Below are 26,342 nucleotides of genomic sequence, written 5' to 3'. Positions count from 1 at the left end.
GCTGCGGGCGCCCGTGTCGCGGCAAGCAGCTAATGGCTCCCGCACTTGACCTTGCCGCCCACGACCTGGGCCGCCGCTACGGCCGCCAGTGGATATTTCGCCACCTCAGCTGCACCCTGACGCCGGGCTCGGCCACGGCGGTGCTGGGGCCCAACGGGGCCGGCAAGAGCACGCTGCTCAGCATTTTGGCGGGCCAGCTACTGCCTACCGAGGGCCGGGTGAGCTATGCGCTGGCCGGCCGGCCGCTACCCGTGGCCGAGATGCCGCGCCAGCTGGCCTACTGCGCCCCCTATCTTGAGCTGCCCGAGGAGTTCACCCTGCTGGAGCTACTGGCCTTCCATACCCGACTCAAGCCGCTGCGGGCGGGCGTGTCGGTGGCCGACCTGCTGGATATTATGTACCTGCACCGGGCGCGGCACCAGGCGGTGCGCACGTTTTCGTCGGGCATGAAGCAGCGCCTCAAGCTGGGGCTGGCTTTATACGCGGCCGCCCCGCTGCTGCTGCTCGACGAGCCCACCACCAACCTCGACGCCACTGGCGCGGCCTGGTACCAGGCGCAAGTGGCCGAGGCCCGCCGGGCCGATGCGGGGCGCGTGGTGGTCGTATCGTCCAATGTGCCGGCCGAGTACAGCTTCTGCGAGGCGGCCGTGCGCATTACCGACTTTCAGTAAAAAGCCCTCAAGCGCACCTAGTTGCTGCTTTTCACTCCGGCCAGGCTTAACCTATTTTCGGGGCGCCGCGTATCTTCGCCGCTCCCGGATATTCCTTATTACTTCACCCTTCTACTGCCCTATTGGCCATGAGACAGTACGATAACCTAGACGAGGACGACCTCGACGACGACAGCCTTGATTCTTACGCCCGCTCGGGTGGCGCCAAAACCCGTGGCTCGGGCGAGGACCAGCTGTCGGCCAAGTACGCCGACTACCTGATGTGGCGCGACACGGGCTCCTCGCACGACGAGGCCCTGGACCTGGCTTCCATGACGGAGGAAGAATTTACGACTGCCGAAGCGGCCGAAGACCCCGACGGAAGCAGCGGCCTAGGCCGCCTCGACGATGACGACGACCTAGGCGGCGACGACGATGACGACGAGGAAGCCTATGGCGGTGGCAGCTCGCGCCGCAGTGGCCGCAGCGACGACTACGACAGCGACTACTAGGGTAGTAATTAATGATTAGTGATTAATAGCAAATGCCGTTCTGGCAAGCCTTGCGCTTATCAGAACGGCATTTGTTATTAATCACTAATTACTATTTCCGGCCGAATACCTGCTGCAGAATGGCGGTAGTCTGGGCGGCCGGGTTCTGGCGAATCTTAGCTTCCTGCTGCGCCAGCAGGATAAAGAGGCCATCCACGGTTTGGGCCGTCACGTAATCGGTCAGGTCGGTTTTGGCCGGCGTTATCAGCGGAATCTTGTTGTAGCGGTCGATAAGCTTTTTGTAGGCGGCCTCGGCACCTACCTGGTCGAGGCTTTGCACGATGCTGGGGCGCAGGGCGGCCGTGAGGGCCGCTTCCGAGTTTTTGCGCAGCAGCTGGGTGGCCGCGTCTTTTTGGCTGCTGGTGGCCAGGGCCACGGCATCAGTGAGGGTAAGGTTCTTCACCGCATCCAGGAAAATGGTTTTGGCCTGGGGCGCGGCAGCCTCGGCGGCGCGGTTGAGCAGGTTGGTTACCTGGTCGACGGCAAACTTGCCACCCGGCAGTGCCCCTAGGGTAGTAGCTACCAGCTGGGCGTCGGGCGGAAAACCGATGCGGATATCATCGTTGAGGCTGAACCCGTCGGGCTCCGAAGCAAACTGCACGGCCTTGGTGACACCCGTGGTCAGGGCCTCGCGCAGGCCGGAAGCGGCCAGGTCCTGGGTAAGGGGAACCGGAGCGGGCGCGGGGGCCGCCGGGGCGGCAGCGGCGGTGGTTTTGGTCGTGGTAGTTGTCTTTTTAGCCGGGGCAGTAGTTTTCTTGGTCGTGGTGGTTTTGGTGGTTTTTTTGGTCGTAGCCGGCTTTTTAGTTTGGGCCAGGGCAGGAACGGCAGCCAGCAGGGCGGCCGCGAGTAGCAAATTTTTCATTAGGGAGAGAGGAAATAACGCAAGCCAGCAAACCAGATGGCCGGTGCGGCTGTCTGATACTACCGCGCAAAGGTGCCTACAAAACCTTGCCAAATTTCCCGCCCCGCTTCTTATGGACGTTGAAATCATGACCATCGGCGACGAACTGCTCTACGGGCAGGTGGTCGATACCAATTCGGCCTTTATGGGCCAGCAACTCGGGCGCCTGGGCTTGCGCGTGCGCCAGATAACGAGCGTGAGCGACCAGGCCGACGAGATTGTGGCGGCCCTCGACCAGGCCCGGCAGCGCGCCCGCGTCATTCTGACCACCGGCGGCCTAGGCCCCACCAAAGACGACTTGACCAAGCACGTGCTGGCCCGCTACTTCGGCCGCGAGCTGGTGCTGCACGAGCCCACGCTGCGCCACGTGGAGGAGATTTTTCGGCGCTTCAACCGCCCCATGCTCGACGTGAACCGCCAGCAGGCCCTGGTGCCCGAAGGCACGGAGGTGCTGCACAACGCCGTGGGCACCGCGCCCGGCATGTGGCTGGAAGACCAGGGCACGGTGTTCATCAGTATGCCCGGCGTGCCCTTTGAGATGAAGCGCCTGATGCAGGACGAGGTGCTGCCCCGCCTGCAACGCAAGTTCGACCTGGCCCCCATCGAGCACGTGGTGGTGATGACGGCGGGCCTAGGGGAGTCGTTTCTGGCCGAGAAAATAAAGGACTGGGAAGCCGCCCTGCCGCCCCACGTGAAGCTGGCCTACCTGCCCAGCCTGGGCAGCGTGCGCCTGCGCCTCACTGGCCAGCCCGACGGCCAGCCCGACTTGCGCGGCCGCATGCTGGCCCTGCTGCCCGAGCTGCGCGCCCGCATCGGCAGCTACATTTTTGCCGAGGAAGACTCGCCACTCGAAGTAGTGGTGGGCCAGCTGCTGCAAGCGAAAGGGTGGCAGCTCGGCACCGCCGAAAGCTGCACCGGCGGCGCCGTGTCCCAGCGCCTTACCAGCGTGCCGGGTAGCTCGGCCTACTTCCGGGGCAGCGTGGTGGCCTACGACAACGACCTCAAGGAGAGCCTGCTGGGCGTGAATGCCGAAACCCTAGGCACCCACGGCGCCGTGAGCGAAGCCACCGTGCGCGAGATGGCCGAGGGCGCCCGCGCCCGCCTGGGCTGCGACGTGGCCCTGGCTACCAGCGGCATTGCCGGGCCCGGCGGCGGCACGCCCCTCAAGCCGGTGGGCACCATCTTCATCGCCTGCGCCACCCCTAGCGGCACCGTAAGCCGGCAAATCAGCATTGACCGCGGCCGCCAAACCAACATCGAGTATACCACCCAGGCCGTGCTCATTTTGCTGTGGCAGCAGCTGGCCGGCCACCAGGAAGCTAGCCTGCTAAAGGTGTGAAAATGCATTACCCTAAGTGCCCCTAGGGCCTGATGGGTCTACAAAAGCGCCGACAGAACTATGAATAGCAGTTATAGTTCTTTCGGCGCTTTTGCAGGCCCATTAAGCCCTAGGCCAGCTGTAGCGCCGGCTCGGCCACTGGGCTGGCTAGCAGGGGCGCGCCGGCCAGTATTTCGGGGCTGGCGGCGGGGGCGTACTTCTCGAAGTTGGTCACGAACTTGCGCGCCAGCGTAGCGGCGGCCTGGTCGTAGGCGGCTTTGTCGGCCCAGGTGCGGCGCGGGTCGAGCAGGTCGGTAGGCACGCCGGGCACGGCGCCGGGCATCTGCACCCCGAATACCGGGTGGGGACGAAATTTCACTTCGGCGAGCTGGCCGGTGAGCACGGCCGTAAGCAAGGCGCGGGTGTGGCGCAGCTGCATGCGGTGGCCCACGCCGTAGCCGCCGCCCGTCCAGCCGGTGTTCACGAGCCACACCTGCGCGGCGGGATTTTCATCGAGCTGGCGGCCGAGCAGCTCGGCGTAGCGGGTGGGGTGCAGGGGCAGAAACACCGCCCCGAAGCACGCCGAAAACGTGGCCTGCGGCTCCAGAATACCCATTTCGGTACCCGCTACCTTAGCCGTGTAGCCACTCAGGAAGTGGTACATGGCGTGGCTCTTATCGAGGCAACTCAGGGGCGGCAGCACCCCGGTAGCATCGGCCGTGAGAAAGAAGATGTGCCTAGGGGCCGGCCCTACGCTAGGCCGGGCGACGTTCGGGATATAGTCGATGGGATACGCCGTGCGCGTGTTTTCCGTTACCGATTTGTTGGCGTAGTCCACGGTGCGGGTGCCGGGCACGAAGCGCGTGTTCTCCACAATGGCCCCGTAGCGGATGGCCTGCCAGATTTCCGGCTCCTTCTCCTGGGCCAGGTCGATGACCTTGGCGTAGCAGCCGCCCTCGAAGTTGAAGAGGCCACCCTCGCCCGGCAGCCAGCCGTGCTCGTCGTCGCCGATGAGGTGGCGGTGGGGGTCGGTGGAAAGCGTGGTTTTGCCGGTGCCCGAGAGGCCGAAGAAAATGGCCGCATCGCCCGCGGCGCCCACGTTGGCCGAGCAGTGCATGGGCAGCGTATCGTGCTGGGTGGGCAGCAGGAAATTGAGCACCCCAAAAATGCCCTTCTTCATCTCGCCCGCGTAGGCCGTGCCACCAATCAGCAGCACCTTTTTGCTGAAATTGAGAATAGCGAAGTTTTTCTGCCGGGTGCCATCCACGGTCGGGTCGGCCTCGAAGCCAGGGGCGCAGATGATGCTAAAGTCAGCCGCCCAGCTGGTATCGGCACCCGCCTCGGGCCGCAGAAACAGATTGCAACAGAACAAGTTGTGCCAGGCCAGCTCATTGACGATGCGCAGCTTGAGCTGGGTGGCGGGGTGCGCCCCGGCGTAGGCCTCACGCACGAACAACTCCTTGCCCGCGAGGTAAGCCACCATTTTCTGCTGCAGTTGGTCGAACTGCTGCGGGTCAAAAGCCAGGTTGATGTCGCCCCACCACACGCTAGCGGCCGTCAGCTCATCGCGCACGATAAAGCGGTCCTTGGGCGAGCGGCCCGTGAACTGGCCGGTGTCGCACATCAGCGCGCCGGTATCGGTGAGGGTACCCTCGCCCCGGCGCAGCGCCGCCTCCACGAGGGCCGCGGGCGGCAGGTTGAGGTGAGCTTCCGGGGGAAGGTGCGCGAACCCTAAGGGTTGCAGGCGGCTTGAGGTAGCGTGGCGCATAGGCATGAGGGGATGGCTAAGTGACCTGATGTGGGCGAAGTGTTTCTATCAAAATGCGAGAGCCTTTTGGCAAAAAGGACCAAGGCCCGCAAGCTGGGTGGGATAAGCGGAGGACGCTAGCAAACTTACGACAGCGAATCGAATCAATTAGCGAATTTTCGCTAATTGATTCGATTCGCCTTGACGCCTTATCTTTGCCCGGCCGCAAAAAGTAGTCTGCGGTGGCAGCAAAGGCCTTTTTATTGTTTTTTAGCTGCTCAAACTTTTTATGCGCTGGCTGAGCAACCGGCCGTTTTACGTCACCCCTCATGCTTACCCACGGCCAGATTGTGCGCCTGATTTTTGGCCTGAAGCTGCGCGAGCTGCGCCAGGAGCGGGGCCTGAGCCCGGCCGAGCTGGCCCGCCGCTGCGAGGTGAGCGTGAGCTACCTCAACGAGATTGAGAAGGGCAAGAAGTATCCTAAGGCCGATAAGATACTGGCTTTCAGCAAGGGCCTAGGGGTGCGCTACGACCAGCTGACGGCTACCACGCTGCCGCGCCGCCTCGAGCCCATTGCCGACTTGCTGCAGTCGCAGGTGCTGCAAGAGTTTCCGCTGGAACTGTACGGCCTGGAGCCGGCCCGGCTGTTTGACATGATTGCCACGGCGCCAACCAAGGTGATGGCCTTTATCAGCACGCTCATCGAGATTGCCCGCAACTACGAGCTGCGCCAAGAGCAGTTTTTGGTGGCCGCGCTGCGCGCCTACCAGGAGATGCACGACAACTACTTCGAGGACCTGGAGCAGGCGGCGCGGGCGTTTGGAGCCCGCCACCAGCTCGACCCCGCCGCGCCCCCCGACCCGGCCGCGCTCGAAGCCATCCTGACCCAGGAGTACGGCTATACCATCGACCGCACCACGCTGGCCGCGCACCCCGTGGCGGTGGCGCGGCGGCTGCGCTCGGTGTTTCGGCCTGCCACCAACACGCTGCTGCTGCTGCCCACCCTCAGCCGGGGCCAGCAAAACTTTGTGCTGGGCCGCGAGCTGGGCTTCCAGTACCTGCGCCTCACCGAGCGGCACTACGCCAGCCCTAACCCGCTGGAAGTGCGCTCGTTTGAGGAGGCGCTGAACAATTTTCAGGCCTCCTACTTTGCCAGTGCCCTGCTGCTGGCCGAGGAGCAGCTGGTGCCTGACCTGCGCGCGCTGCTGGCGGCGCCCACCTGGCAGCCGGCGGCGCTGCCCGCCCTGCTGGCGCGCTACGCCGTGAGCCCCGAGCTACTGATGCAGCGCCTCACCACCTTGCTGCCCAAGCACTTCCATCTGAGCGACGTATTTTTTCTGCGCTTCGACCAGGCTACGGTGGCCGCCCCGTACAAGCTCACCAAGCAGCTGCACCTGGGCGGGCGGCACCGCTCGCACGGGCGCGGCCTGCACGAGCACTACTGCCGCCGCTGGGTGGGCCTGCGCCTGCTGGCCGAGGGCCGCGCCAATGCGTTTTCGGCCGGCACTACCCTGGTGCTGCCCGGCGCCCAGCGCTCGCAGTATTTGGGCACTGCCGATGAGTACCTGTGCTTGTCGCTGGCCCGCGTGGGGGCCGCCCACGAGCCGGCCATGAGCGTGACCGTGGGCCTGCGCTGCGACGACAACCTGCGCCAGCAAGTCAGCTTCTTGGCCGACCCAGCCCTGGCCAGCGTGGTAGTAAACGAAACCTGCGAGCGCTGCCTGCTGCCCGACTGCACGGTGCGCGCCGCGCCGCCCACCCAGGCGCAGCACGCCGCCGAGCGCGCCACCTTCGAGGCCGCCGTCGAGGCCCTGGTGCGGGGCGAGGGCCTAGGGGATGCCTAGGCCCCAATGCGGCTATAACCTGCGCGGTATGGGCTGCGTATGAGCGCGGCAACCCGCCCACCTGGCAGGCCCGGCAAGCTGGCACGACTTGTGTTAAGCTCAACCGTTTCTGCTGGCTACCTTGCTTAGGGCCGGGGAAACGTCCTTATTTTTTACCTCTAAGTATTTTTATGAAAAAATTATTGCTCCTCGCGGCGGCTGGCCTACTGGCTGGCTCGGCCCAGGCCCAGTCGCTCAAGTTCGGCCTCAAGGCCGGCGCCAACCTCTCGAACCTGTCCGGCAACCTCACCAACCAGGACCAGTACAAAAACCGCTTTGGCTTTCAGGGCGGCGTGATGCTCAATATTGGCTTGGTTGACAAGGACTTCTTCTCGATTCAGCCCGAGGTGCTGTACTCGCAGAAAGGCTTCCGCTACGCCGACCAGTCCTTTACGGTGCTGGGCAACACCTACCGCAACAGCGGCAACGTACGCTACGACTACCTCGACGTGCCGGTGCTGCTGAAAATCAAAACCCAGGGCGTTTTCTTCGAGGCCGGCCCGCAGTATAGCTACTTGATGAACATCACGACCAACCGCCAGCAGACGCTGAATGGCAATGTGCAGGGCACGGCTGGCTCGGGCACCAGCAACCTCGACAACGTGAACCGCAACGAGCTGGGCTACGCCGCCGGCCTGGGCTTCCAGGCCAACCAAGGCTTCCTGATTGGCGTGCGCTACAACGGCGCGTTCACCGATTTTGCCAAGGACGGCTATAGCAACAACGAGTTCCGCAACGCCCGCAACTCGGCTTTCCAGGCCTACATCGGCTTCTTGCTGGGGGGCAAATAAGGGTACCTGAGCTAAAAGGCAACCAAAAGGGCCGCTTCTCCGCTGGGAGGGGCGGCCCTTTTGGCTGGCCGCGGCTGTAATGAGTCAGCCCCTTGATGCGAAGTAAGCCCTAGGGGCGGCAGGTTTTAGCCGCCGTGCTTAGGTTGCGGCTGCTTTTCACCTTTTCTACCCGCTGGCTATGGGACTATTCGATTTCATTCACAACGAGCTGCTGGAGCTGATTGAGTGGGTAGATGCGTCTACCGACACCGTTATCTGGAAATTTCCCGACCGCGACAACAACCTCAAGAACGGGGCCCAGCTCACGGTGCGCGAGTCACAGGTGGCTATTTTGCTCGACCAGGGCCGGGTGGCCGACGTGTTTGGCCCCGGCCGCCACGAGCTGAGCACGCCCAACCTGCCGGTGCTCACCACGCTACGGGGCTGGAAGTACGGCTTCGACTCGCCGTTCAAGGTGGATGTGTATTTCGTATCGACCCGGCAGTTTACCAACCTCAAGTGGGGCACGCCCAACCCGGTTATTTTGCGCGACCCCGAGTTTAAGCAGGTGCGGGTGCGGGCGTTCGGCACGTTTGCGCTGCGCGTGCGCGAGGCCGCCAAGTTCCTGACCGAGTTTGCCGGTACCAACCCCGTGGTGCGCATCGGCGACGTGGAGGGGCAGCTGCGCTCGGCCATCGTCAATAAATTCTCGGACACGCTGGCCGAAGCCAACGTATCGGTGCTCGATTTAGCACGCAACTACCAGGAGCTGGGCGAGCGCCTGCGCCCGCTGCTGCAAGACGATTTTGGGGCCTACGGGCTGGAGCTGACGCGCTTTTACCTCGAAAACGCCAGCTTGCCGCCCGAGGTAGAGGCGTTCCTCGACAAGACCACTCAGCTGGGCATGGCCGGCGACATGGCGCGCTTTCAGCAGTTTCAGGCGGGGCTGGCCGTGGAGAAAGCGGCCGAGCAGCCGAGCGGCGTGGGCGGGGCGGCCGTGCTACTAGGGGGCCTGGGCTCGATGCTGAACGCAACCGCCGCACCCACGCCCCCCGCGCCCGGCCCCGACCGCGCCCAAACCATGCAACTCCTGCGCGAGCTGGGCCAGCTCAAGGCCGAGGGGGTGCTGACGGAAGAGGAGTTCAACGCCAAAAAAACCGAGCTGCTGGCCCGCCTCTAAGCTCGCCCCGCCCATGGATGCCGCTACCGAAAGCGCCCTACGCCAGCTGCGCACCGAGGATTTGCTGCGGGCGCCCTGCGCCACGTGCGGCTCGCAGCTCACGTTTCGGGCCGAAACCCAGCAGCTGGCGTGCGGCCACTGCGGGGCCACGCAGCCCCTGGCCTTCACCCGCACTAAGCTCCAGGAGCATCCGCTCGGCCCGGCTGGCGTGGGCGCCGAGCTGCCCCCCGGCCGCGTGGTGGAGGAGCAGCTATTCTGCTGCCCCAGCTGCGGGGCGCGCACCCGCGTCAGCGCCGAGCAGCCCACGCTGAGCTGCGGCTTCTGCGGCAGCCGGGCCATCAACCCCGAGGCCCAGCGCACCCGCCTGATTGCGCCGGCCGGGGTGCTGCCGTTCCGGCTGGGGCGCGAGGCGGCCCTAGGGGTGTTTCAGCGCTGGATTGGCAGTAAGTGGCTGGCGCCAAGCGACCTGCCGGCCGGCGCCGTGCTGGATAATCTGCACGGCATCTACCTGCCCTTCTGGACGTTTGATGCCCAGGCGCACTCGGCCTGGCACGGCGAGCGGGGCACGCATTACTACGTGACCGTGACGGGCACCGACGGCCAGGGCCGCCAAACCACGCGCCAGGAGCGGCGCACCCGCTGGAGCTACGAAAGCGGCACCCGCCAGCAGTTTTACGACGACGTGCTAGCCGCGGCCTCGCGCAGCCTGGCCCCGCAGCAGCCGTACCTGGCCGAGGTGCAGCAGTACCAGTTGGCGGAAGTAGTGGACTATGACCCGCGCGTGCTGCTGGGGTGGGAGGCCGAAGTGTATAGCATCGACCTGCACGACGGCCTGGCGCAGGCCCGCCGCACCGTGCGGGCCTGGGAGCAGGAGGCCTGCGCCGAGGCCCTAGGGGGCGACGAGCAGCGCAACCTGCAGGTGCGCACGACCCTTAGCAACGAGTCGTTCAAGCACTTGCTGCTGCCGCTGTGGCTATGCGCCTACGTGTACCGGGGCAGGCTCCACCACTTTCTCATCAACGGCCAAACCGGCAAAATCAGCGGCTCGCGCCCTACCTCCGCCTGGAAGGTAGCGCTCTTGGTGCTGCTGGGCCTGGTGCTGCTAGCGGCGGCGTACTGGGCGTGGCAGCAGTATGGCGGTAGGTAGGGTACCCTCGGGACATTAGAGCGCCCGCGTATAAGCTGAGCTAGGATTGTGAGCGTGCCTGCGTAGTGGCTGCAAAATTTAATTGCGCTACCTAGTAATACTTGGCGGGGCACGCTGGTAATTAGGGGCGCAACTCATTGCTAACCGCCCGTGCGCCACTCTATTGCTTCACTTTGGTCGGCAGGTCGGACACACGCATTCTAATCGCATCGGCGGGCTTGCTTTTTTTGTATCATTTTCTGGCCCAACTCTTTGCTATTCTGCACCACCTTAGGGCCCTGATAGGAGTCGGCGCGGCGCTCGGCGGTTTTCGCGCGGATGGTTTTGGCCTGGGCGGGCGTGGGGTTGCGCGGCGCGGCGGCGGGCGTAGTTTGGGCGCGGGCGGGCTGCAGCAGGGTAGCCAGGGCCAGGCTACCAGCCAGGGAGAGCATCACTTTCATAAGAGGGACCAAGAGCTGTTTGTACCTTGATAATGACAAACATACACCCCATCTTGGCAGAAATTTACTCACCCACTGATGCTGCTAGCGGGCGCCTATTGGGCCTGGCAGCAATATGGGAGCCGGTAAGTATCCCTAGGACATTCCACATGCAAATGGGCCACGTTAAGCAATAAAAAGGCGACTTTTATAGCTTAAATATCTTTTAAGCATTTATTATAAAATAAACAAGCTTTTGTAACACTACCTCATATATGCTACGAATCAACCCGCGCTTTCAAGTAGGTTATCTGACTTTATCAGCACTACTAGTCGGGGCTGCCATTCTTCTTGGCTTTGATGCGTGGACTTCTATTTTAGTGGGCTTAGCTAGTTGGCTAGTTGCCTGTACCACTTACCCCGGGTTTGAGTTTAGCAAGGACGGGCTTCGCATGAGGGATTACCATGGTCTTTTCGGAATTAAAATCGGACGCTGGGAGAAAATACCACCAGTTGTTGGCGTTACTATCAAGCAGTTCTCCGAGATGATAAAAAACGATTCAAAATACAGTGCGGGTATTTGGAATTCGTCTTCGACTCGTCATGCGGAATTAATTGTAATGCTTTCCGTAAAACATTCTACAAACGGCATAATTATGGGCCGTTTTTCAATAGATAAGCCCGAACAAGCAACGGAGTTTGCTAATCAGCTTGCTGAACGCTTTAAAGTACCCGTTAATTCGTATTTGTCTAATGAGTAATTCACTGTGCTATGAATTACCTCACAGCGCCGTATCCAGCACGTCGTCGCCGTCGTCGGCCAGGGTTTTGGCCAGCCGGCCGATGTTGAGGCTGCGGGCCGAGGCGTCGAAGATTTCGCGGTAGGTGCCACGCTGCTCGTAGAGCTGCCCGTGGGTGCCGTGCTCCACCACTTCGCCCTTTTTAAGGACGTAGATGCAGTCGGAATCGAAGATTTGGGCCAGCGAGTGCGAGATGATGACCACCGTGCGGCCCTGCTTGATGGCGTCGAGCGAGTTCTTAATCTGCTCGGTGGCGATGGCGTCGAGGCTGGCGGTAGGCTCGTCGAGGAAGATGATGGGCGGATTTTTGAGGAACAGCCGGGCAATGGCGATGCGCTGCTGCTGCCCGCCGCTGAGCTGCTGCGCGTCGCTGCCATAGCCTAGGGGCAAGTCCAGAATCTGCTGGTGCAGGTAGGCCTGGCGGGCAGCCGCCTCGATGTCGGCCTGGGTAGCCCGGAAGTTGCCGTAGCGGATGTTCTCCTCGATGGTACCCTTGAAAATGTGATTTTTCTGGAGCACCAGGCCAATGTGCTGGCGCAGGTAGTGCAGGTCGTAATCGCCTAGGGGGTGGCCATCGAGCAAGAGCTGGCCGGCGTTGGGGCGGTAAAACTCGCAGAGCAGGTTGAGCACCGTGCTTTTGCCGGCGCCGCTGAGGCCCACCAGCGCCGTGGTGCGGCCGGCCTCGATGGTCAGGCTCACCCCGCGCAGGGCGCTGGTGCCGCTGGGATACGTGAAATCGACGCGGCGCAGTTCGAACTGCCCGCGCAACTGGGCGGGGCGCAGGCGGCCGGGCCGTTCGGCCTGGTCCTGGGCGTCGAGGATGCTGAAGAAGCCCTCGGCGTAAGTCAGCGCCTCATTCATCTCGTCGTAGATGCGGTGCAGCTGGCGGATGGGGGCCGACACGTTGTTGAACAGCAGCACGTGAAACATGATGGCGCCGATGCTCATTTGGCCGGCCAACACTAGGTAGGCCGTGAGTACGATAATAGCCACTACGCCAATCTGTTCCACAAACGTCTTCACGCCGTCGTAGCGGAAGTTGGTTTTGCGGGTTTGCAACTGGGCCTCCTCCAGGCGGTCCTGCACGGCCAGCTGCTTGTCGGCCTCGTAGTCTTCGCGCACGAAGCTCTTGATGACAGTAATGTTGTCAATCAAACTCAACAGGCCGTGGTTTTTTTCCTCGCGCAGGCCGCGCAGCCGGCGCCGGGTACCGTTGAGGCGGTCGGCCTGGCGGTAGCTCAGCCAGAAGTACACCGGCAGCACCCCTAGGGCCACCAGCCCCACCCAGCGGTTGGCCACGAACATGACCACCAGCGCCACCAGGGCGTTGGCAAACAGCGGCAGAATATCGATAAAGAAGTTCTGCACCAGCTTCATCAGGCTCTCCACGCCCCGGTCGATGCGTGTTTGCAAGCGCCCGGCCTGGTTGCCGGCATCAGTGAAGTAGCCGAGCTGGTAGCTGAGCAGCCGCAGCACCGCCGTTTCGGAAAGGGCGCCCGACACGCTGATGCGGATTTTCTCGCCGAAGTACTTCTGGCCGAAGGTGATGCCGGCGTTGAGAATTTCCTTGCCCAGCAAGATGACGCTCACCCACAGCAGCAGGTGCCAGCCCTGCGCCAGGCCCTGGCCGCTGCTCAGCAGCCGCTGCACCGTGTCTACGGTGTAGCGCAGGGCAAACGGATTGACCTGGGCGGCCAGCGAGCCCACCAGCGTAAGCAGCAGCGTGGCGATAACCAGCGGGCGGTAGGGCCGCACGAAGGGCAGCAGGCGCTTGATAATTTCCCAAAGACTCATGCACAAATACCATTTTTAATTTCATTGCCTTTCATCCGCTGGCCCGGCCCTAGGGCCGCAGCTAGACGCTGGCTATCAGCTACACGCGCGGCGGGGCACTGGGGTTGTGAAAGGGCCCACCCGGCGAATGCAGCGGGGCCACCGTCGATGACCGGGGTAAGGACACGTACTTTTTTGCGGCACCCGGCAGTTAGTACCCCGGCAGCAGGGCGCTGCCCGCGGGGCCCGGCCCTGCGCATCCTGGTTTCTTTTGCTGCCAAAACCCATGTTGCGAACTGCCGTCTCCTTTTGCCTGCTGGCTTTGCTGGCCCTGCCCCTCGCCCCGGCCCACGCCCAACCCACCTGGTGGTTCTGGCTTTCGAAGCCCGAGCGCCACGGCAGCCGCAAGATGGCGGGCGACTTCCGGCCGGTGTACGGCACCTACCGCCTGCACAGCCACGAGCGCGCCGCCCGGCGCACCATGCCCGGCAACTTTAAACCCAACTACGCCTCGTACCGCTACCACAGCCGCGAGCGCAGGGGCTTCTTCAGCTTCCTGCATTTTGGCAAGCGTAAGCCCGGCGTCACGTATCGCCGCCAGGCGGGCTCGCCCAGCCACGCCGCACCGCGCCGCTCGCGCACCACGCTCTAGGGGCCACTTGGGCCCTAGGGGGCGGCAGCCGCCCCGCCCCGCTGCCATCTATTGGGTTCTTGACTTATCCTAACCACCGCATCCGTTATTGCCTGTTATAAAAAAAGCCCCGGCCGCTTGGCCGGGGCTTTTTGCGTGAGGCAGCGAGCACTTAGCTCTGCGAGGTCTTCGACTTGATTTTCAGGTCGCCGTCCTTGGCTTTGAACTTGCCGTCGGCGCCTTCGGGGCGCATGCCGTGGTGGCGGCGCTCCTCGCGCATGGCGGTGTACTTGCCAAACTGGTCGGGGGTGAGCACGGCTTTCAGCTGCTCGTCGTATTTGGCGCGGTTGGCTTGCATTTGCTGGCGCAGCTGCTGGCGGTCGGGGCTAGCCGAGGCGGTGGCGTGCATAGCCTGCATGTCTTGGGCGCGCTGCTGCATTATCTGCGCCACCTTGGCCGACTGGTCGGCGCTGAGGCCCAGCTTCTTGCTGAGGCGCTGGGTTTGGTGGGCCGCCATTTCCTGGGGCGAGTGCTGGCGGCGCGGGCCGGGACCCTGGGCAGCAGTGGTTTGGGCCGAAGCCACGCCGAAGGTGAGCGAGAGGGCAGCCAGCAGGGGCAGGGCGGTTTTCGAGAAGGATTTCATGAGTGTTGGAAGCAGAAAAAAGGAGAGAAAAGCGGAATAGAACTAGCCGGCCGGGGCGGGCCACCAACCAGCGGCCTGCTACCCGTTTTGCAAATGCCCGGCCACAAACCGGCGCCCCAGGGCCACTGCCGACGAGCGCCCGCACTTTGCCGACGAAGCTGACTAAAGCCCAGCCCTAGGCGGTAGTTTACGCGTAAAAGGGAGCAGTTCCCTCCCTTCTGCTGGCCGATGGCAACTGTACGCGTTCAGGGCTCTCCCACCGCTTTTCGGCTGGGCGGAGCAGTTTTTTCGCTCGTTGGCGCCCTGCTGCTGGTGCTGGCCTGGCACCTCACGCAGCAGCAGCGGCAATTTCGGGCCGGGGCTAGTACTGCCCAGGGGGTGGTGGAGGGCCTAGGCCGCGACACCCACCCGGGGAATGGCGGCCGCTCCACTACTGCCTTTATCCTGCTGGTGCGCTTCTCCGATGCCAAGGGCAACAGCTACCAGATAGTAGGCACGGCGGGGGCCAGCCGCCCGGCCAGCTACCAGGTGGGCCAGCGCGTGACGGTGTACTACGACCCCGCGCGGCCCTGGGATGGCCAGCTGGGCGGCTTTCTGGGCCAGGGCATGAAGCTAACCTTCGCGTGGGGATTTGGGTTAGTGATGACGGGCGTGGGGCTGCTGTGCCTGCGGCTGAGCAGCCCAGCCAACCGACCGGCCTAGGGGGTGTCGTCCGCCCGAGGCTCGTAGCCCGGGCCGCCCGGGCGCCGCGCTACCTTTGCGCCGTAGTTCTACCCCCATCCCTCCCACCCCCCCCCACTTTTTCCTGCCCTTATTTATGGCCCGATTGGAAATGACCATGCCCAAGATGGGCGAATCCATTATGGAAGGCACCGTGCTCAAATGGCTAAAGCAAGTCGGCGACGTGATTGAGCAAGACGAGTCGGTGCTGGAAGTAGCCACCGACAAGGTGGACACTGAGGTGCCCGCCCTGCACGCCGGCACCCTGGCCGAGATACTGGTGCAGGAAGGCGACGTAGTGGCCGTGGGCGCGCCCATTGCCGTTATCAGCACCGATGCCAGCAACGGCCAGGAAACTCCTAGGCCCACGCCCGCCGAAAACGAGGACGACCTGGAGGAAGCCAGCGCCAACCCGCCCATGGCCGACCCCGACAACGTGCCCGACCTGCCGGTGGCGCCGCCCGATACCGACGGCGTGCCCTACCTGCCCGCGCCAGGCACGCCCATTGCGCCCGCGCCGGGCCAGCCGGCCGTGCTGCCCCCCGCCAGCCAGCAGGGCCCCGCCCCCGCCGACGAGCACCCCGTGCTGCCCGGCCGCTTCTACTCGCCCCTGGTGCTCAGCATCGCCCGCGAAGAAGGTATTGCCATGACCGACCTGGAGCGCCTGCCCGGCACCGGCCAGGAAGGCCGCGTCACTAAAAAGGATATTCTGGACTACGTGGCCGCCGGCAAAAAACCGCTGGTGCCCCAGGCCGCCCCAGCCGCCCAGCCGACGCCCGCCCCCGCCCCGCAGCCCTCGGCCAACGGCCAGCAGGCCAAGGCGCCCAACGCGCCAGCCTCGCTTGATGCGCCGAAGCCCGCCCCTCGCCCCAGTGCTGCGCCGACGGCCCCTAGCCCTCGGCCGGCTCCCAAGCCCGCGCCCTCGGTATCGGGCGGACAGGAGCTGGTAGAGATGGACCGCATGCGCAAGCTGATTGCCCAGCGCATGGTGGATTCCAAGCGCATTGCGCCGCACGTGACGAGCTTCGTGGAAGCCGACGTGACGGAGCTGGTGAACTGGCGCAACCAGCACAAGGACGTCTACAAGCAGCGCACGGGCGAAAACCTGACGTTTACCCCGCTTTTTGTGCACGCCGTGGCCCGCGCCATTCAGGACTACCCGGCCATCAACGTGTCGGTTGATGGCGACTACATCATCAAGAAGCGCGACATCAACATTGGCGTGGCCGTGGCCCTGCCCAGCGGCAACCTTATCGTACCCGTCATTCACAACGCCGACCAGCTCAACCTCAACGGCCTGAGCAAGAAGGTAAACGACCTGGCCAACCGCGCCCGCCAGAACAAGCTCAAGCCCGAAGACCTGGAGGGCGGCACCTACACGCTGAGCAACGTGGGCTCGTTTGGCAACGTCATGGGCACGCCCATTATCATGCAGCCGCAGGTGGCCATCCTGGCCGTGGGCGCCATCAAGAAGAAGCCCGCCGTGATTGAAACGCCCCAGGGCGACCTGATTGGCGTGCGGCAGTTTATGTTCCTCAGCCACAGCTACGACCACCGCGTGGTCGATGGCTCCCTAGGGGGCATGTTCGTGCGCCGCGTGGCCGACTACCTCGAGCAGTTCGACCCCAATACGGCGGTGTAGCGCTGCCGCCGCGTATTTATCCAGAACGTCATGCTGAGCCTGCCGAAGCATCTCTACCACGCCGTATCGTACGGTAGAGATGCTTTGGCAGGCTCAGCATGACGTTCTTTTTTAACGCTTTACCCTCACCATGAAAAATATCCTATTCCTGCTGGTCCTCGCCATCTCGGCGGGCCTCAATATCTTTCTCTACCAGCGCTTCACGGCGGCCAGCCAGGCCCAAAAAGTAGCCGAGCAGCACTTCGCCGACTGCCAGCAGGTGACGTTTCAGCTGCAAAACCAGCTGAGCACGGAGGAAAGCAAAGCCAGTACTGCCGGCGCCAAGAAGCCCTAGGGCCCCCAGCAGCCACCAAGTCTGACCCACCCAAAAAAGCCCGGCCACGTGAGTGTGGCCGGACTTTTTTAGGAGCGGGTGTTACTATAGCAATGCTTTGTCGCCGAGCACCAGGAACATGAAGGCGTACTGCCGGGATACGTCGTGCAGGGCCTTGAAGCGGCCCGAGGCGCCGCCGTGGCCGGCTTCCATGTCGGTGTGCAGCAGCAGCAGGTTGTGGTCTTGCTTGGTGGCGCGCAGCTTGGCTACCCACTTGGCGGGCTCGAAGTACTGCACCTGCGAGTCGTGCAAGCCGGTGGTAACGAGCAGGTTGGGATAGTTCTGGGCCTTCACATTGTCGTAGGGCGAGTACGAGAGCATATAGTCATAGGCGGGCTTGTTGGCGGGGTTGCCCCACTGCTCGTACTCGCCGGTGGTGAGCGGAATGCTGGCATCCGACATGGTCGTAACTACATCCACGAACGGCACGGCCGCGATAACGCCCTTGTAAAGGTCGGGCCGCAGGTTGATGACCGCACCCATGAGCAGGCCGCCCGCGCTGCCACCTTCGGCGAAGAGCTTGGCGGGCGAAGTGTAGTGGTTTTTGATGAGGTATTCCGAGCAGTCAATAAAATCGGTAAACGAGTTCATCTTGTGCATCATGCGGCCGTCCTCAAACCACTGGCGGCCCAGTTCCTGCCCGCCCCGGATGTGGCAGAGCGCGTAGGCAAAGCCGCGGTTGAGCAAGCTCAGGCGGGCGCTCGAAAAGGTGGGGTCCATGGAGTAGCCGTAGCTACCGTAGGCGTATTGCAGCAGCGGCCCCTGCCCGTTTTTGTGAAAGCCCTTCTTGTAGACAATCGCCACGGGCACCTGCTTGCCGTCGCGGGTGGTCACGAACTTGCGCTCCGTCACGTAGTCGTTCTTGTTGAAGCCGCCTAGCACCGGCTGCTCCTTGAGCAGCGCCAGCTTGTGGGTGGCCATATTGTAGTCGTAGGTGCTGGTGGGCGTCGTAAACGAGGTGTAGATGATGCGCAGCGTGGGCGTGTCGAACTCGGGGTTGGCCCCTAGGTAGGTAGTATAGGCCAGTTCCCGAAAATCGACCGTGTGGCCAATCTGGTCTTTGAAGTTGATGACCCGCACCTGCCGGATGCCTTCCTCGCGCTCGTTTAGCACCAGGTGGTTCTTAAACAGCTCCATGCCTTCCAAAAACACGTCTTCGCGCTGCGGAATCACTTCCTGCCACTGGCCGCGGTCGGTGGCGGCCAGCGGGGCGGCCATCACCCGGAAGTTGGGCGCCTCCCAGTTGGTGAAGATGTAGAACTTGCCGTTGGCGTCCTGCACGTCGTAGAGCAAGTCGGGCGTGCGCGGCGCAAATACCTTAAACTCGCCCCTAGGGGTAGTGGCGTCGAGGTAGCGGTACTCCGACGAGAACGCGCTGCTCAGCTCAATGCCCAGGTACTTCTTCGACTTGGTGCGGCTCACGTCCAGGCCAAACGTATCGTCCTTCTCCTCGTACACCAGCACGTCCTGCGCCGGGTCGGTGCCCAGGGTGTGCCGGTACACCTGGTAGGACAGCAGGGTCGTTACGTCCTTCTTGGCGTAGAAAACCGTCTGGTTATCAGCGGCCCACACGGCATGGCCACTGGTGTTGGCTATTTTCTCGGGGTAGAGCTGCCCGGTTTTCAGGTTCTTGAAGCGCAGCGTGTACAAGCGCCGGCTCACGGTATCCACGCCGTAGGCCAGCAGCTCGTTGTTGTCGCTCACGGTGGCGCCGCCTACGGCAAAATAGCTGTGCCCCTGCCCCAGCTGGTTGCCGTTGAGCATCACCTCCTCGGTGGCTTGCAGGCTGCCGGGCTTGCGGCAGTAGAGCGGGTACTCGCCGCCGGTTTCGTAGCGGGTGTAGTAGTAGTAGCCGTTGTCGCGCACCGGCACGCTCTCGTCCTGCTCCTTGATGCGGCCCTTCATTTCCTGGTAGAGCTTGTCTTCCAGGCCCTTAACGGGCGCCATCTGCTGGTCGAAGTAGTTGTTTTCGGCCTTGAGGTAGTCGAGCACCTGCGGGTTTTCGCGCTCGTTGAGCCAGTAGTAATTGTCGGTGCGGGTGCCGTAGGGCGACACTAATTGCTTGGCCTTGACGGCCGCAACGGGGGGCGTAAGCATGGCGGGGGGTGGGGTAGGCTGCTGGGCCAGGGCGGGTAGCGTGGCCCCTAAGCTGAGGCAGCAAAGCCAGAAAGTAGCAAGTGTTTTCATACGGGCAAGCAGTTGGTTGGCCAGCCCAAATAAAGCTAGAAAAACCTATTTTTCTTTATATTATTTGTCAGCACTTGCCAAAGCAAAGATTCGTGAAGTTGCTGGTTGAGTACACCCACCAAAATAAAGGAGTGGGGTATGGCGCAGGCTTTTAAATAGTAGCTGCTCATCAAAAGGCGGTCATGCTAAGCCCCGCGCCGCAACTCTACCAACTGTTGTTTAAACGGCGCGGTAGAGCTGCTGCGCGGGGCTTGGCATGACGACTGGCGGCGGGGTGCTACTACCCCTACTCCATTCCTTGCAGGCCTTGCTCCAGGGCGGCGATTTTTGCCTCGGCATCGGCCAGCTTCTGGCGCTCGCGCTCCAGCACGTCGGGCTTGGCGTTGGCCACGAACTTCTCGTTGCCCAGCTTCTTGTTTACCGAGTCGCGGAAGCCTAGGGCGTAGGTCAGCTCTTTTTCGAGGCGGGCGCGCTCGGCGGCAACATCTACTTGGCCGTCGAGGGGCACGAAGAACTCGCTGCCGCTGGCCACGAAGCCCACGGCGGCAGCCGGCGCGGCCTGCACAAACGTCAGCTCGCTGAGGTTAGCCAGCTTGCTGATAAGCGGGGCGTAGGCCTGCACCAGAGCGGGGTCGTCGGTCTTCACGGCCAGGGCCACCTGCTTGGTAGGGCCAATGTTTTTCTGGTTCCGAATATTGCGCACGCCAGCCACAATCTCTTGGGCTTTCGCCATATCGGCCAGGGCCTCGGCCGCGCCGGCGGGCGCCGTCAGCACCGGCCAGTGGGCCACGCACACATAGTCGCGCGGGCCCCGCTCGGCCAGTTCGTGCCACAGCTCCTCCGTGATGAAGGGCATGAATGGGTGCAGCAGCTTGAGCAGCGTTTCCAGAAAATCGACGGTGCGGCGCAGCGTTTCGGGGTCGATGGGCGCCTGGTAGGCGGGCTTCACCATCTCCAGGTACTGCGAGCAGAAGTCGTCCCACACCAGCTTGTACACCGCCAGCAGGGCGTCGCTCATCCGGAATTTCTCAAAGTGCTCGTCGAGCGCGGCCACGGCCTCGGCCAGCTTGGCCTCAAACCACGCCACGGCCTGCGCGTTGGCGAAGCCTAGGGTGGCGTCGGGTTCCCAACCCTTCACCAGCCGGAAGGCGTTCCAGAGCTTGTTGGTGAAGTTGCGGCCTTGGTCAATCAGCTTCTGGTCGTAGAGTAGGTCGTTGCCGGCCGGCGACGAGAACAGCATGCCCGTGCGCACGGCGTCGGCCCCGAAGTCGCGGATGAGGTCGAGCGGGTCGGGCGAGTTGCCAAGCTGCTTGCTCATCTTGCGTCCTAGGGCATCGCGCACAATACCAGTCAGGTACACGTTGCGGAAGGGCACTTCCTGGCGGTATTCCAGCCCGGCCATAATCATGCGCGCCACCCAGAAAAACAGGATTTCGGGGGCCGTCACCAGGTCGTTGGTCGGGTAGAAATAGTTGATGTCGGCGTTGTCGGGGTCGTCGAACCCGTCGAACACCGAGATGGGCCACAGCCACGACGAAAACCAGGTATCGAGCACGTCCTCGTCCTGGCGCAGGTCGCTGGCTTGCAGCTCGTTGTTGCCGCTTTGCTCGCGCGCCAGCCCTAGGGCCTCCTCGGCGCTCAAGGCCACCACAAACGAGCCATCGGGCAGGTAGTAGGCCGGAATACGCTGGCCCCACCACAGCTGCCGCGAGATGCACCAGTCGCGCACGTTTTCCATCCACACCCGGTACATGTTCTTGAACTTGGGCGGGTGCAGCTTAATCGTGTCATTCTCCACCACTTCCAGCGCCGGCTTGGCCAGGTGCTCCATTTTCAGGAACCACTGCAAGCTCAGCTTGGGCTCAATTACGGCGCCGGTGCGCTCCGAGGTCTGGGCGATGGTGGCGTACTCCTCGATTTTATCGAGCAGCCCGGCCTCCTGCAAGTCCTTGGCAATGAGGCGGCGCACAGCAAAGCGGTCCATGCCCGCGTAGCGCGCGCCGGCCTGCTCGTTAAGCGTGCCGTCGTCGTTGAGCACGTCAATCACCGGCAGGTTGTGGGCCAGGCCGATTTCGTAGTCCACCAGGTCGTGGGCGGGCGTCACCTTCAGCGTGCCGGTGCCAAAGTCCACGGCCACGCGCTCATCGGTGATGATGGGCACCTCGCGGCCCACCAGTGGAATGCGCACCTGCTGGCCCACCAGCGCCGCGTAGCGCGGGTCGGTGGGATTCACAGCCACGGCCACGTCGGCCATGATGGTTTCGGGGCGCGAGGTGGCCACCGTGAGGTAGTGGCCGGGCTCGCTCACCAGCTCGTAGCGCAGGTGGAACATCTTGCCCTGCACGTCCTTAGCAATTACCTCCTCGTCGGAGATGGCGGTGCCGCCCTGGGGGTCCCAGTTCACCATGCGCACCCCGCGGTAAATCAGCCCTTTACGGTACAAATCCACGAACACGCGCAGCACAGCCTCAGTCAGCTTGGGCTCCATCGTGAAGCGGGTGCGGCTCCAGTCGCAGGAGGCGCCCAGCTGCTTGAGCTGCTCCAGAATGATGCCGCCGTACTTCTCCTTCCAGGCAAAGGCGTGCCCTAGGAACTCCTCGCGCGTGAGGTCTTTCTTATTGATGCCCTGCTCTTTGAGCATGGCTACTACCTTGGCCTCGGTGGCGATGCTGGCGTGGTCGGTGCCGGGCACCCAGCAGGCCTCCTTGCCCTGCATGCGGGCCCGGCGCACCAGCACATCCTGGATAGTATTATTGAGCATGTGCCCCATGTGGAGCACCCCCGTCACGTTGGGCGGCGGGATAACGACAGTATACGGCTGCTTCTTGGGGTTAACGTGGGCCTGAAAAAAGCCCTTTTCCTGCCAGCGCTGGTACCATTTGGCTTCTACGTCGGCGGGCGAATAAGTTTTGGCGAGGGACATATCTAGGTTTGGCGGCTACTAAGGGGCAAAAGTACAGCAGGCTGGGTTGGTGGTATAAGGCTCACCTGCTCTTTACTTTTGTTAGTGGCTTGGCCTGCTTGACAACATGACGAACCGAGAATTACGTAACTCGCTACTAGCACTATTGGCTTTAGAGTTTCGGCCTTATGGTTTTGTGCTTAATAAAGCACAGTCAATTTTCACTAAAAAGACAAATGATGGCACGAGGAAAATTTCAATTAATTTTCCTCGTGCGCAGCGAAAGCTGGGAAATCAATCCAGTAATGCTATTACGCAAAAATGTAGTAGAAGATATTTATCACAAGGCATCTTATTATGAAGTTAAATACCACAAAACAACCCCTACAATTGGTATTGCTTTAGAGAATTTTAATAATGATGGCAATCCATATCGTCTTCAGCTTGCTAGACAAGAAGATATTACTTTCTGTCACAACCGTTTAGCAGGCCTTTTTCAAAATGTTGCCATCCCATTTTTTGAGAAATATGACAGGCTGGATGAACTTGACAAAGAAGTAAATATAATCAGTAGAAAAAGCTTATTTTCCGGCCTTAAATACGAGGGAAACTTAGGAATTATTCTTGCTAAATTGGTCGATAATCCCAATTACTATAAACTAGAAGAGAAATATCGAGAATACTATCAGCAATTTTCTAATGGCTTTTATTTATCGGAGTACGAAGGTGTTGTTAAAATCCTAAAGAGTATTTAATGCCCCGCTCACCTTCCCCCACCCACCGCCACCCGCAACGGCCTACTGCTGCTCAACGGCCAGCCCACGGTCGAGAACCTGCTGGCGGCGTACAGCCGGGGCCTTTGCAAATCGCGGCTTTGCGGCAGCTGAATTTGGCGTGAACTTTGGGCACGCAACCACCGGCGGCCTAGGCCGGTCAGCTACTTCATAACCTCCTTTTCCATGGCAACACTTTTTCTCTCGAAATCTGTTCTCGCGCTGGCTGGCGGCGCCCTAGCCCTGGCTAGCTGCTCGCGCGATGAGGCCACCCCTAGCTCCGAAGCCAGCTACCGCCGCACGGTCGTGTACCTCGACCAAGCGCAGCCGGCCCGGCACGATACCACTTACCAAGCGTCCACGCTACAAGCCACGGCCAAGCTCGACGCCAAGTCCTGCGTCGTCTTTCTGCAAGCCGCTACCGGCAAAGCGGGACTGGCTTTCGGCGTTCCGCGGGCGCAGCTGACGCCCGGCTTCGTGGGCAGCTACGCTTTCCGGGCGCCCATCAATCCCGGCCAGGGCCCTAACTACCGCTACTGGGTGAATACCGCCAACGACCCATCGGGCAGCAACTCCTGGACCTACGAGAGCTGGTGGCTGACTTCCACGGGTGCGGTGACGGGCGCCCTAGACATCACCGCCTACGATGCCAAACGGCAGCTGCTCAGCGGCCGCTTCCAGCTGGCCCTAACCGGCACCTACGACCCTAGGGCATCCAGCACCGAGTTCAGCACCCGCCGCTGCGACCTGACCCTAACTGGCACCTTCGCCAACGTGCCGGTTGCCAACACGAACTAAGCAGCCACCTGTTTCCTACCCGGTGCCCCTCGCCTTCCCCCCACCCACCGCCGCCCGCGACGACCTCGACGGCCTACTACTGCTCGGCGGCGAGCCCACGGTCGAAAACCTACTGGCGGCGTACAGCCGGGGCATTTTTCCGTGGCCCATCGAAGGGCTGCCCTTGCCGTGGTTTTGCCCCCCTAGGCGCGGCATCTTGCGGTTTAGCGGGCTGCACGTAGGGCGCAGCCTAGCGCGGGCGCGGCGCCAAAGCCCCTGGCGCATCAGCTTCGACGAGGACTTTAGGGCGGTGATGCGAGCCTGCCAGGCGCAGCCGCGGCCGGGGCAGGATGGCACCTGGATTACCCCGCAGCTGCTACGTGGCTACACGGCGCTGCACGCCGCCGGCTACGCCCACAGCGTGGAAGTATGGGACGGTCCCGAGCTGGTAGGCGGCCTCTACGGAGTGGCCGTGCTAGGGGTATTTGCGGGCGAAAGCATGTTTCACCACCACCCCAATGCCTCCAAGCTGGCCGTGCTGGCGCTGGCCGAGCACCTGCGGGCGCGGGGCGCTAGCTGGTTCGATATTCAGCAGCTAACGCCGCACATGGCTGCCCTAGGGGCCGAGGAGGTTTCGCGGGCCGAGTTTCTACATCTGCTGGCGGCGGAGCAGGACGAGGCGCGAATGTTGTTTTAAAAAAGCACGTCATGCTGAGCCTGTCGAAGCATCTCTACCGCGCCGTATTATTCGGTAGAGATGCTTCGACAGGCTCAGCATGACGTTCTATTGTTTTCCTCGCGGACTCACAGAGTCCACGATACGTTTAGGCCGCCTTGTGCAGCCACTGCTGCTTCTGGGTGAGGCGCTCGCGGCTTTCGCGGTGGTCGGGGTCATCTACGCAGCAGTCTACCGGGCACACGGCGGCGCACTGCGGCTCTTCGTGGAAGCCCACGCACTCGGTGCACTTATCGGTCACGATGTAGTAGTACTCGTTGCTGACGGGGCGCTGGGGGTCGGTGCCGCCTACCTGCTTGCCGTCGAGGGTTTCTACTTGCTTCAGGGTGGTGCCATCGGCCCAGCGCCACTGGGCGCCGCCTTCGTAAATGGCCGTGTTGGGGCACTCGGGTTCGCAGGCACCACAGTTGATGCACTCGTCGGTTATCATGATAGCCATAGGGCGGGCGCAGCTCGCAGGGAGCTAAAAGGGTAATTTTACGTTAGGAAACTGCCCGCCTATACGCAACTGCGGTGGCTAGGGCTGTCGTTTCCACACCCAAAGGTACCTATCGAATGCGGCAAGCAAGGCAACTGTGAAGATGTGAAAAGGAGCTGGTGGCTATGCCGCACGGTTTTTCAAAACTATCCATTTTCACATTCATGCCCTATTTCCACATCTCTCACATCAATCAGTAGATGTTCAACCACTCCGCTCGCCTGGCGGCTTTTGCCGCCCTGGGCCGCCGCCTCGCTACTCTTTCCGACGACGAAATCACCGACCTGGCCGCCCGCGCCCGCTCGCGCAACGGCTGGTTCGACCGCCCCAACGTGAAGGCCGCCCTGGCCGGCGTGGCCCACCTGCTAGCCGAGCCCGCGCTTAGCCAGTGGGCCGGCCGCTACCCCGCCGAGCCCACCCAGCCCCGCCAGGTGGGCGTGGTCATGGCCGGTAATATTCCGCTGGTGGGCTTCCACGACCTGCTGTGCGTACTGCTAAGCGGCCATACGCTGCTGGCCAAGCCCAGCAAGGACGACACGGTGCTCATGCTGTGGATTGTCCAGGAGCTAACCGCTATCGAGCCGGCCTTCGCCGAGCGCATCCAGTTCGTGGAGCGCCTCAACGCGGCCGATGCGTTCATTGCTACTGGCTCGGACAATACGGCTCGCTACTTTGAGTATTACTTTAAGAGCAAGCCTCACCTTATCCGACGCAACCGCACCAGCTTGGGTATCCTCACGGGCCACGAGTCGGCGGCGGAGCTAGCTCTGCTCGGGCCCGATATTTTCCAGTATTACGGCCTAGGGTGCCGTAACGTGAGCAAGCTCTACGTACCTGAGGGCTACGACTTCGTGCCGCTGCTCAATGCCCTGCAGGTGTGCGCGCACGTGCTCGACCACCACAAGTATCAAAATAACTACGACTATAACAAGAGCATCCTGCTGGTAAACGCCGTGCCGCATTACGACACGGGCTTTCTGCTGCTCACCGAGCGCACGGCCGTGGTGTCGCCCATCTCGGTGGTGCACTACAGCCAGTACGCGAGCGAAGTAGACCTGCTCGACCAGCTAACCGGCGTGGCGGCCCAAACGCAGTGCCTGGTGTCGGCCGGCGGGCGCTTTGCCGGCTCGGTGCCCTTTGGCCGGGCTCAGGCTCCCAGTGTGGCCGACTACGCCGACGGTATCGACACGATGGAATTTCTGGCGGCCGAGCTTTAATCGCAGATTTAACGGATTTAACGGATTTCGCAGATACGCCACCTGCGGTGGCTGGCTACGCGGGTGGCGGGGCTAGGGCAACCTGCGGGGCAGGCTGGTCGTCTTTTTAGTAGATTATTTACTT

General features: G+C 62.4%; 24 protein-coding genes. 16 read left to right on the top strand and 8 right to left on the bottom strand.

The features are described from left to right. Positions 1-32: 32 nt before the first annotated feature. Both HHL22_RS02185 and HHL22_RS02180 read left to right on the top strand, forming a co-directional pair. Positions 33-671 carry an ABC transporter ATP-binding protein gene (locus tag HHL22_RS02185; RefSeq protein WP_169529331.1) on the top strand — a complete coding sequence of 213 codons (639 nt, stop codon included), beginning with the start codon at positions 33-35 and terminating at the stop codon, positions 669-671. Positions 672-799: 128 nt separating this feature from the next. Next, on the top strand, positions 800-1,162 hold the full coding sequence (locus HHL22_RS02180) for a hypothetical protein (protein ID WP_169529330.1): 363 nt from the start codon (positions 800-802) through the stop codon (positions 1,160-1,162). Positions 1,163-1,253: 91 nt separating this feature from the next. Here the strand turns inward: HHL22_RS02180 and HHL22_RS02175 are convergent, their stop codons facing one another. Further along, the gene (locus HHL22_RS02175; protein ID WP_169529329.1) at positions 1,254-2,063 is read right to left on the bottom strand and encodes a DUF4197 domain-containing protein; all 810 of its coding nucleotides are present in this window, start codon (positions 2,061-2,063) and stop codon (positions 1,254-1,256) included. Positions 2,064-2,175: 112 nt separating this feature from the next. On the opposite strand from HHL22_RS02175, the gene HHL22_RS02170 reads away from it, so the two are divergent. Next, positions 2,176-3,441 carry a competence/damage-inducible protein A gene (locus HHL22_RS02170; protein ID WP_169529328.1) on the top strand — a complete coding sequence of 422 codons (1,266 nt, stop codon included), beginning with the start codon at positions 2,176-2,178 and terminating at the stop codon, positions 3,439-3,441. A 109-nt stretch (positions 3,442-3,550) separates the two neighbouring features. Here HHL22_RS02170 and pckA read toward each other — a convergent pair whose 3' ends face one another. Continuing rightward, positions 3,551-5,188 carry a phosphoenolpyruvate carboxykinase (ATP) gene (gene pckA / locus HHL22_RS02165; protein WP_241737944.1) on the bottom strand — a complete coding sequence of 546 codons (1,638 nt, stop codon included), beginning with the start codon at positions 5,186-5,188 and terminating at the stop codon, positions 3,551-3,553. 308 nt (positions 5,189-5,496) lie between these two features. Here pckA and HHL22_RS02160 point away from each other — a divergent pair, with 308 nt between their 5' ends. From HHL22_RS02160 to HHL22_RS02145, 4 genes are all read left to right on the top strand, one after another. After that, positions 5,497-7,011: a helix-turn-helix transcriptional regulator gene (locus tag HHL22_RS02160; protein WP_169529326.1), complete on the top strand. Its 1,515-nt coding sequence runs from the start codon at positions 5,497-5,499 to the stop codon at positions 7,009-7,011. A gap of 170 nt (positions 7,012-7,181) precedes the next feature. Continuing rightward, positions 7,182-7,841 carry a porin family protein gene (locus HHL22_RS02155; protein WP_169529325.1) on the top strand — a complete coding sequence of 220 codons (660 nt, stop codon included), beginning with the start codon at positions 7,182-7,184 and terminating at the stop codon, positions 7,839-7,841. A gap of 178 nt (positions 7,842-8,019) precedes the next feature. Then, positions 8,020-9,000 (top strand): SPFH domain-containing protein, encoded by a 981-nt coding sequence (locus HHL22_RS02150; protein WP_169529324.1) that lies wholly within the window; start codon positions 8,020-8,022, stop codon positions 8,998-9,000. A 13-nt stretch (positions 9,001-9,013) separates the two neighbouring features. Continuing rightward, positions 9,014-10,147: a hypothetical protein gene (locus HHL22_RS02145; protein WP_169529323.1), complete on the top strand. Its 1,134-nt coding sequence runs from the start codon at positions 9,014-9,016 to the stop codon at positions 10,145-10,147. 200 nt (positions 10,148-10,347) lie between these two features. Here the strand turns inward: HHL22_RS02145 and HHL22_RS02140 are convergent, their stop codons facing one another. Further along, complete coding sequence (locus HHL22_RS02140; RefSeq protein WP_169529322.1) at positions 10,348-10,587, bottom strand: hypothetical protein; 240 nt, start codon at positions 10,585-10,587, stop codon at positions 10,348-10,350. A gap of 254 nt (positions 10,588-10,841) precedes the next feature. Between HHL22_RS02140 and HHL22_RS02135 the strand changes: the two genes are divergently transcribed. Then, on the top strand, positions 10,842-11,327 hold the full coding sequence (locus HHL22_RS02135) for a hypothetical protein (protein ID WP_169529321.1): 486 nt from the start codon (positions 10,842-10,844) through the stop codon (positions 11,325-11,327). Positions 11,328-11,348: 21 nt separating this feature from the next. Here HHL22_RS02135 and HHL22_RS02130 read toward each other — a convergent pair whose 3' ends face one another. After that, positions 11,349-13,160 (bottom strand): ABC transporter ATP-binding protein, encoded by a 1,812-nt coding sequence (locus tag HHL22_RS02130; RefSeq protein ID WP_169529320.1) that lies wholly within the window; start codon positions 13,158-13,160, stop codon positions 11,349-11,351. Between the two features lie 265 nt (positions 13,161-13,425). Here HHL22_RS02130 and HHL22_RS02125 point away from each other — a divergent pair, with 265 nt between their 5' ends. Continuing rightward, the gene (locus HHL22_RS02125; RefSeq protein ID WP_169529319.1) at positions 13,426-13,791 is read left to right on the top strand and encodes a hypothetical protein; all 366 of its coding nucleotides are present in this window, start codon (positions 13,426-13,428) and stop codon (positions 13,789-13,791) included. 151 nt (positions 13,792-13,942) lie between these two features. On the opposite strand, the gene HHL22_RS02120 is transcribed toward HHL22_RS02125, so the two are convergent. After that, a complete protein-coding gene (locus HHL22_RS02120) occupies positions 13,943-14,413 on the bottom strand; it encodes a hypothetical protein (RefSeq protein WP_169529318.1) in 471 nt (156 codons plus the stop codon). 228 nt (positions 14,414-14,641) lie between these two features. On the opposite strand from HHL22_RS02120, the gene HHL22_RS02115 reads away from it, so the two are divergent. The 3 genes from HHL22_RS02115 to HHL22_RS02105 all read left to right on the top strand — a co-directional run bounded on the left by HHL22_RS02115 (position 14,642) and on the right by HHL22_RS02105 (position 17,109). Then, positions 14,642-15,115 (top strand): DUF3592 domain-containing protein, encoded by a 474-nt coding sequence (locus HHL22_RS02115; RefSeq protein ID WP_169529317.1) that lies wholly within the window; start codon positions 14,642-14,644, stop codon positions 15,113-15,115. 115 nt (positions 15,116-15,230) lie between these two features. After that, a complete protein-coding gene (locus HHL22_RS02110) occupies positions 15,231-16,775 on the top strand; it encodes a dihydrolipoamide acetyltransferase family protein (RefSeq protein WP_169529316.1) in 1,545 nt (514 codons plus the stop codon). Positions 16,776-16,905: 130 nt separating this feature from the next. After that, positions 16,906-17,109: a hypothetical protein gene (locus HHL22_RS02105; protein ID WP_169529315.1), complete on the top strand. Its 204-nt coding sequence runs from the start codon at positions 16,906-16,908 to the stop codon at positions 17,107-17,109. Positions 17,110-17,193: 84 nt separating this feature from the next. Here HHL22_RS02105 and HHL22_RS02100 read toward each other — a convergent pair whose 3' ends face one another. Further along, positions 17,194-19,335: a S9 family peptidase gene (locus HHL22_RS02100; protein ID WP_169529314.1), complete on the bottom strand. Its 2,142-nt coding sequence runs from the start codon at positions 19,333-19,335 to the stop codon at positions 17,194-17,196. 286 nt (positions 19,336-19,621) lie between these two features. After that, positions 19,622-22,258, bottom strand: coding sequence for a valine--tRNA ligase (locus tag HHL22_RS02095; protein ID WP_169529313.1), 2,637 nt, complete (start codon positions 22,256-22,258; stop codon positions 19,622-19,624). A gap of 251 nt (positions 22,259-22,509) precedes the next feature. On the opposite strand from HHL22_RS02095, the gene HHL22_RS02090 reads away from it, so the two are divergent. The 3 genes from HHL22_RS02090 to aat all read left to right on the top strand — a co-directional run bounded on the left by HHL22_RS02090 (position 22,510) and on the right by aat (position 24,484). Further along, the gene (locus HHL22_RS02090) at positions 22,510-22,992 is read left to right on the top strand and encodes a hypothetical protein (RefSeq protein ID WP_169529312.1); all 483 of its coding nucleotides are present in this window, start codon (positions 22,510-22,512) and stop codon (positions 22,990-22,992) included. Between the two features lie 204 nt (positions 22,993-23,196). Beyond that, a complete protein-coding gene (locus HHL22_RS02085) occupies positions 23,197-23,808 on the top strand; it encodes a hypothetical protein (RefSeq protein WP_169529311.1) in 612 nt (203 codons plus the stop codon). A 22-nt stretch (positions 23,809-23,830) separates the two neighbouring features. Next, positions 23,831-24,484 carry a leucyl/phenylalanyl-tRNA--protein transferase gene (aat, locus tag HHL22_RS02080; RefSeq protein WP_169529310.1) on the top strand — a complete coding sequence of 218 codons (654 nt, stop codon included), beginning with the start codon at positions 23,831-23,833 and terminating at the stop codon, positions 24,482-24,484. Positions 24,485-24,611: 127 nt separating this feature from the next. Here the strand turns inward: aat and HHL22_RS02075 are convergent, their stop codons facing one another. Further along, complete coding sequence (locus HHL22_RS02075; protein WP_169529309.1) at positions 24,612-24,962, bottom strand: 4Fe-4S binding protein; 351 nt, start codon at positions 24,960-24,962, stop codon at positions 24,612-24,614. 239 nt (positions 24,963-25,201) lie between these two features. Here HHL22_RS02075 and HHL22_RS02070 point away from each other — a divergent pair, with 239 nt between their 5' ends. Next, positions 25,202-26,218: an acyl-CoA reductase gene (locus HHL22_RS02070; protein ID WP_169529308.1), complete on the top strand. Its 1,017-nt coding sequence runs from the start codon at positions 25,202-25,204 to the stop codon at positions 26,216-26,218. Positions 26,219-26,342 lie beyond the last annotated feature (124 nt).

The sequence above is a fragment of the Hymenobacter polaris genome (genome assembly GCF_012927305.1).
Lineage (GTDB): Bacteria > Bacteroidota > Bacteroidia > Cytophagales > Hymenobacteraceae > Hymenobacter > Hymenobacter polaris.
Note: the sequence above shows the minus strand (reverse complement) of the source record. Positions and strands in the feature narration are given on the sequence as shown.

What these genes read in the sequence shown, in the direction of transcription:
- HHL22_RS02135 (WP_169529321.1), top strand. Translation starts at nt 10,842, where the DNA reads ATGCTACGAATCAACCCGCGCTTTCAAGTAGGTTATCTGACTTTATCA.
- HHL22_RS02180 (WP_169529330.1), top strand. Translation starts at nt 800, where the DNA reads ATGAGACAGTACGATAACCTAGACGAGGACGACCTCGACGACGACAGC.
- HHL22_RS02160 (WP_169529326.1), top strand. Translation starts at nt 5,497, where the DNA reads ATGCTTACCCACGGCCAGATTGTGCGCCTGATTTTTGGCCTGAAGCTG.
- HHL22_RS02120 (WP_169529318.1), bottom strand. Translation starts at nt 14,413, where the DNA reads ATGAAATCCTTCTCGAAAACCGCCCTGCCCCTGCTGGCTGCCCTCTCG.
- HHL22_RS02115 (WP_169529317.1), top strand. Translation starts at nt 14,642, where the DNA reads ATGGCAACTGTACGCGTTCAGGGCTCTCCCACCGCTTTTCGGCTGGGC.
- HHL22_RS02075 (WP_169529309.1), bottom strand. Translation starts at nt 24,962, where the DNA reads ATGGCTATCATGATAACCGACGAGTGCATCAACTGTGGTGCCTGCGAA.
- HHL22_RS02145 (WP_169529323.1), top strand. Translation starts at nt 9,014, where the DNA reads ATGGATGCCGCTACCGAAAGCGCCCTACGCCAGCTGCGCACCGAGGAT.
- pckA (WP_241737944.1), bottom strand. Translation starts at nt 5,188, where the DNA reads ATGCGCCACGCTACCTCAAGCCGCCTGCAACCCTTAGGGTTCGCGCAC.
- HHL22_RS02095 (WP_169529313.1), bottom strand. Translation starts at nt 22,258, where the DNA reads ATGTCCCTCGCCAAAACTTATTCGCCCGCCGACGTAGAAGCCAAATGG.
- HHL22_RS02150 (WP_169529324.1), top strand. Translation starts at nt 8,020, where the DNA reads ATGGGACTATTCGATTTCATTCACAACGAGCTGCTGGAGCTGATTGAG.
- HHL22_RS02125 (WP_169529319.1), top strand. Translation starts at nt 13,426, where the DNA reads ATGTTGCGAACTGCCGTCTCCTTTTGCCTGCTGGCTTTGCTGGCCCTG.
- HHL22_RS02085 (WP_169529311.1), top strand. Translation starts at nt 23,197, where the DNA reads ATGGCAACACTTTTTCTCTCGAAATCTGTTCTCGCGCTGGCTGGCGGC.
- HHL22_RS02130 (WP_169529320.1), bottom strand. Translation starts at nt 13,160, where the DNA reads ATGAGTCTTTGGGAAATTATCAAGCGCCTGCTGCCCTTCGTGCGGCCC.
- HHL22_RS02110 (WP_169529316.1), top strand. Translation starts at nt 15,231, where the DNA reads ATGGCCCGATTGGAAATGACCATGCCCAAGATGGGCGAATCCATTATG.
- HHL22_RS02175 (WP_169529329.1), bottom strand. Translation starts at nt 2,063, where the DNA reads ATGAAAAATTTGCTACTCGCGGCCGCCCTGCTGGCTGCCGTTCCTGCC.
- HHL22_RS02155 (WP_169529325.1), top strand. Translation starts at nt 7,182, where the DNA reads ATGAAAAAATTATTGCTCCTCGCGGCGGCTGGCCTACTGGCTGGCTCG.
- HHL22_RS02100 (WP_169529314.1), bottom strand. Translation starts at nt 19,335, where the DNA reads ATGAAAACACTTGCTACTTTCTGGCTTTGCTGCCTCAGCTTAGGGGCC.
- HHL22_RS02070 (WP_169529308.1), top strand. Translation starts at nt 25,202, where the DNA reads ATGTTCAACCACTCCGCTCGCCTGGCGGCTTTTGCCGCCCTGGGCCGC.
- HHL22_RS02140 (WP_169529322.1), bottom strand. Translation starts at nt 10,587, where the DNA reads ATGAAAGTGATGCTCTCCCTGGCTGGTAGCCTGGCCCTGGCTACCCTG.
- HHL22_RS02170 (WP_169529328.1), top strand. Translation starts at nt 2,176, where the DNA reads ATGGACGTTGAAATCATGACCATCGGCGACGAACTGCTCTACGGGCAG.
- HHL22_RS02105 (WP_169529315.1), top strand. Translation starts at nt 16,906, where the DNA reads ATGAAAAATATCCTATTCCTGCTGGTCCTCGCCATCTCGGCGGGCCTC.
- HHL22_RS02185 (WP_169529331.1), top strand. Translation starts at nt 33, where the DNA reads ATGGCTCCCGCACTTGACCTTGCCGCCCACGACCTGGGCCGCCGCTAC.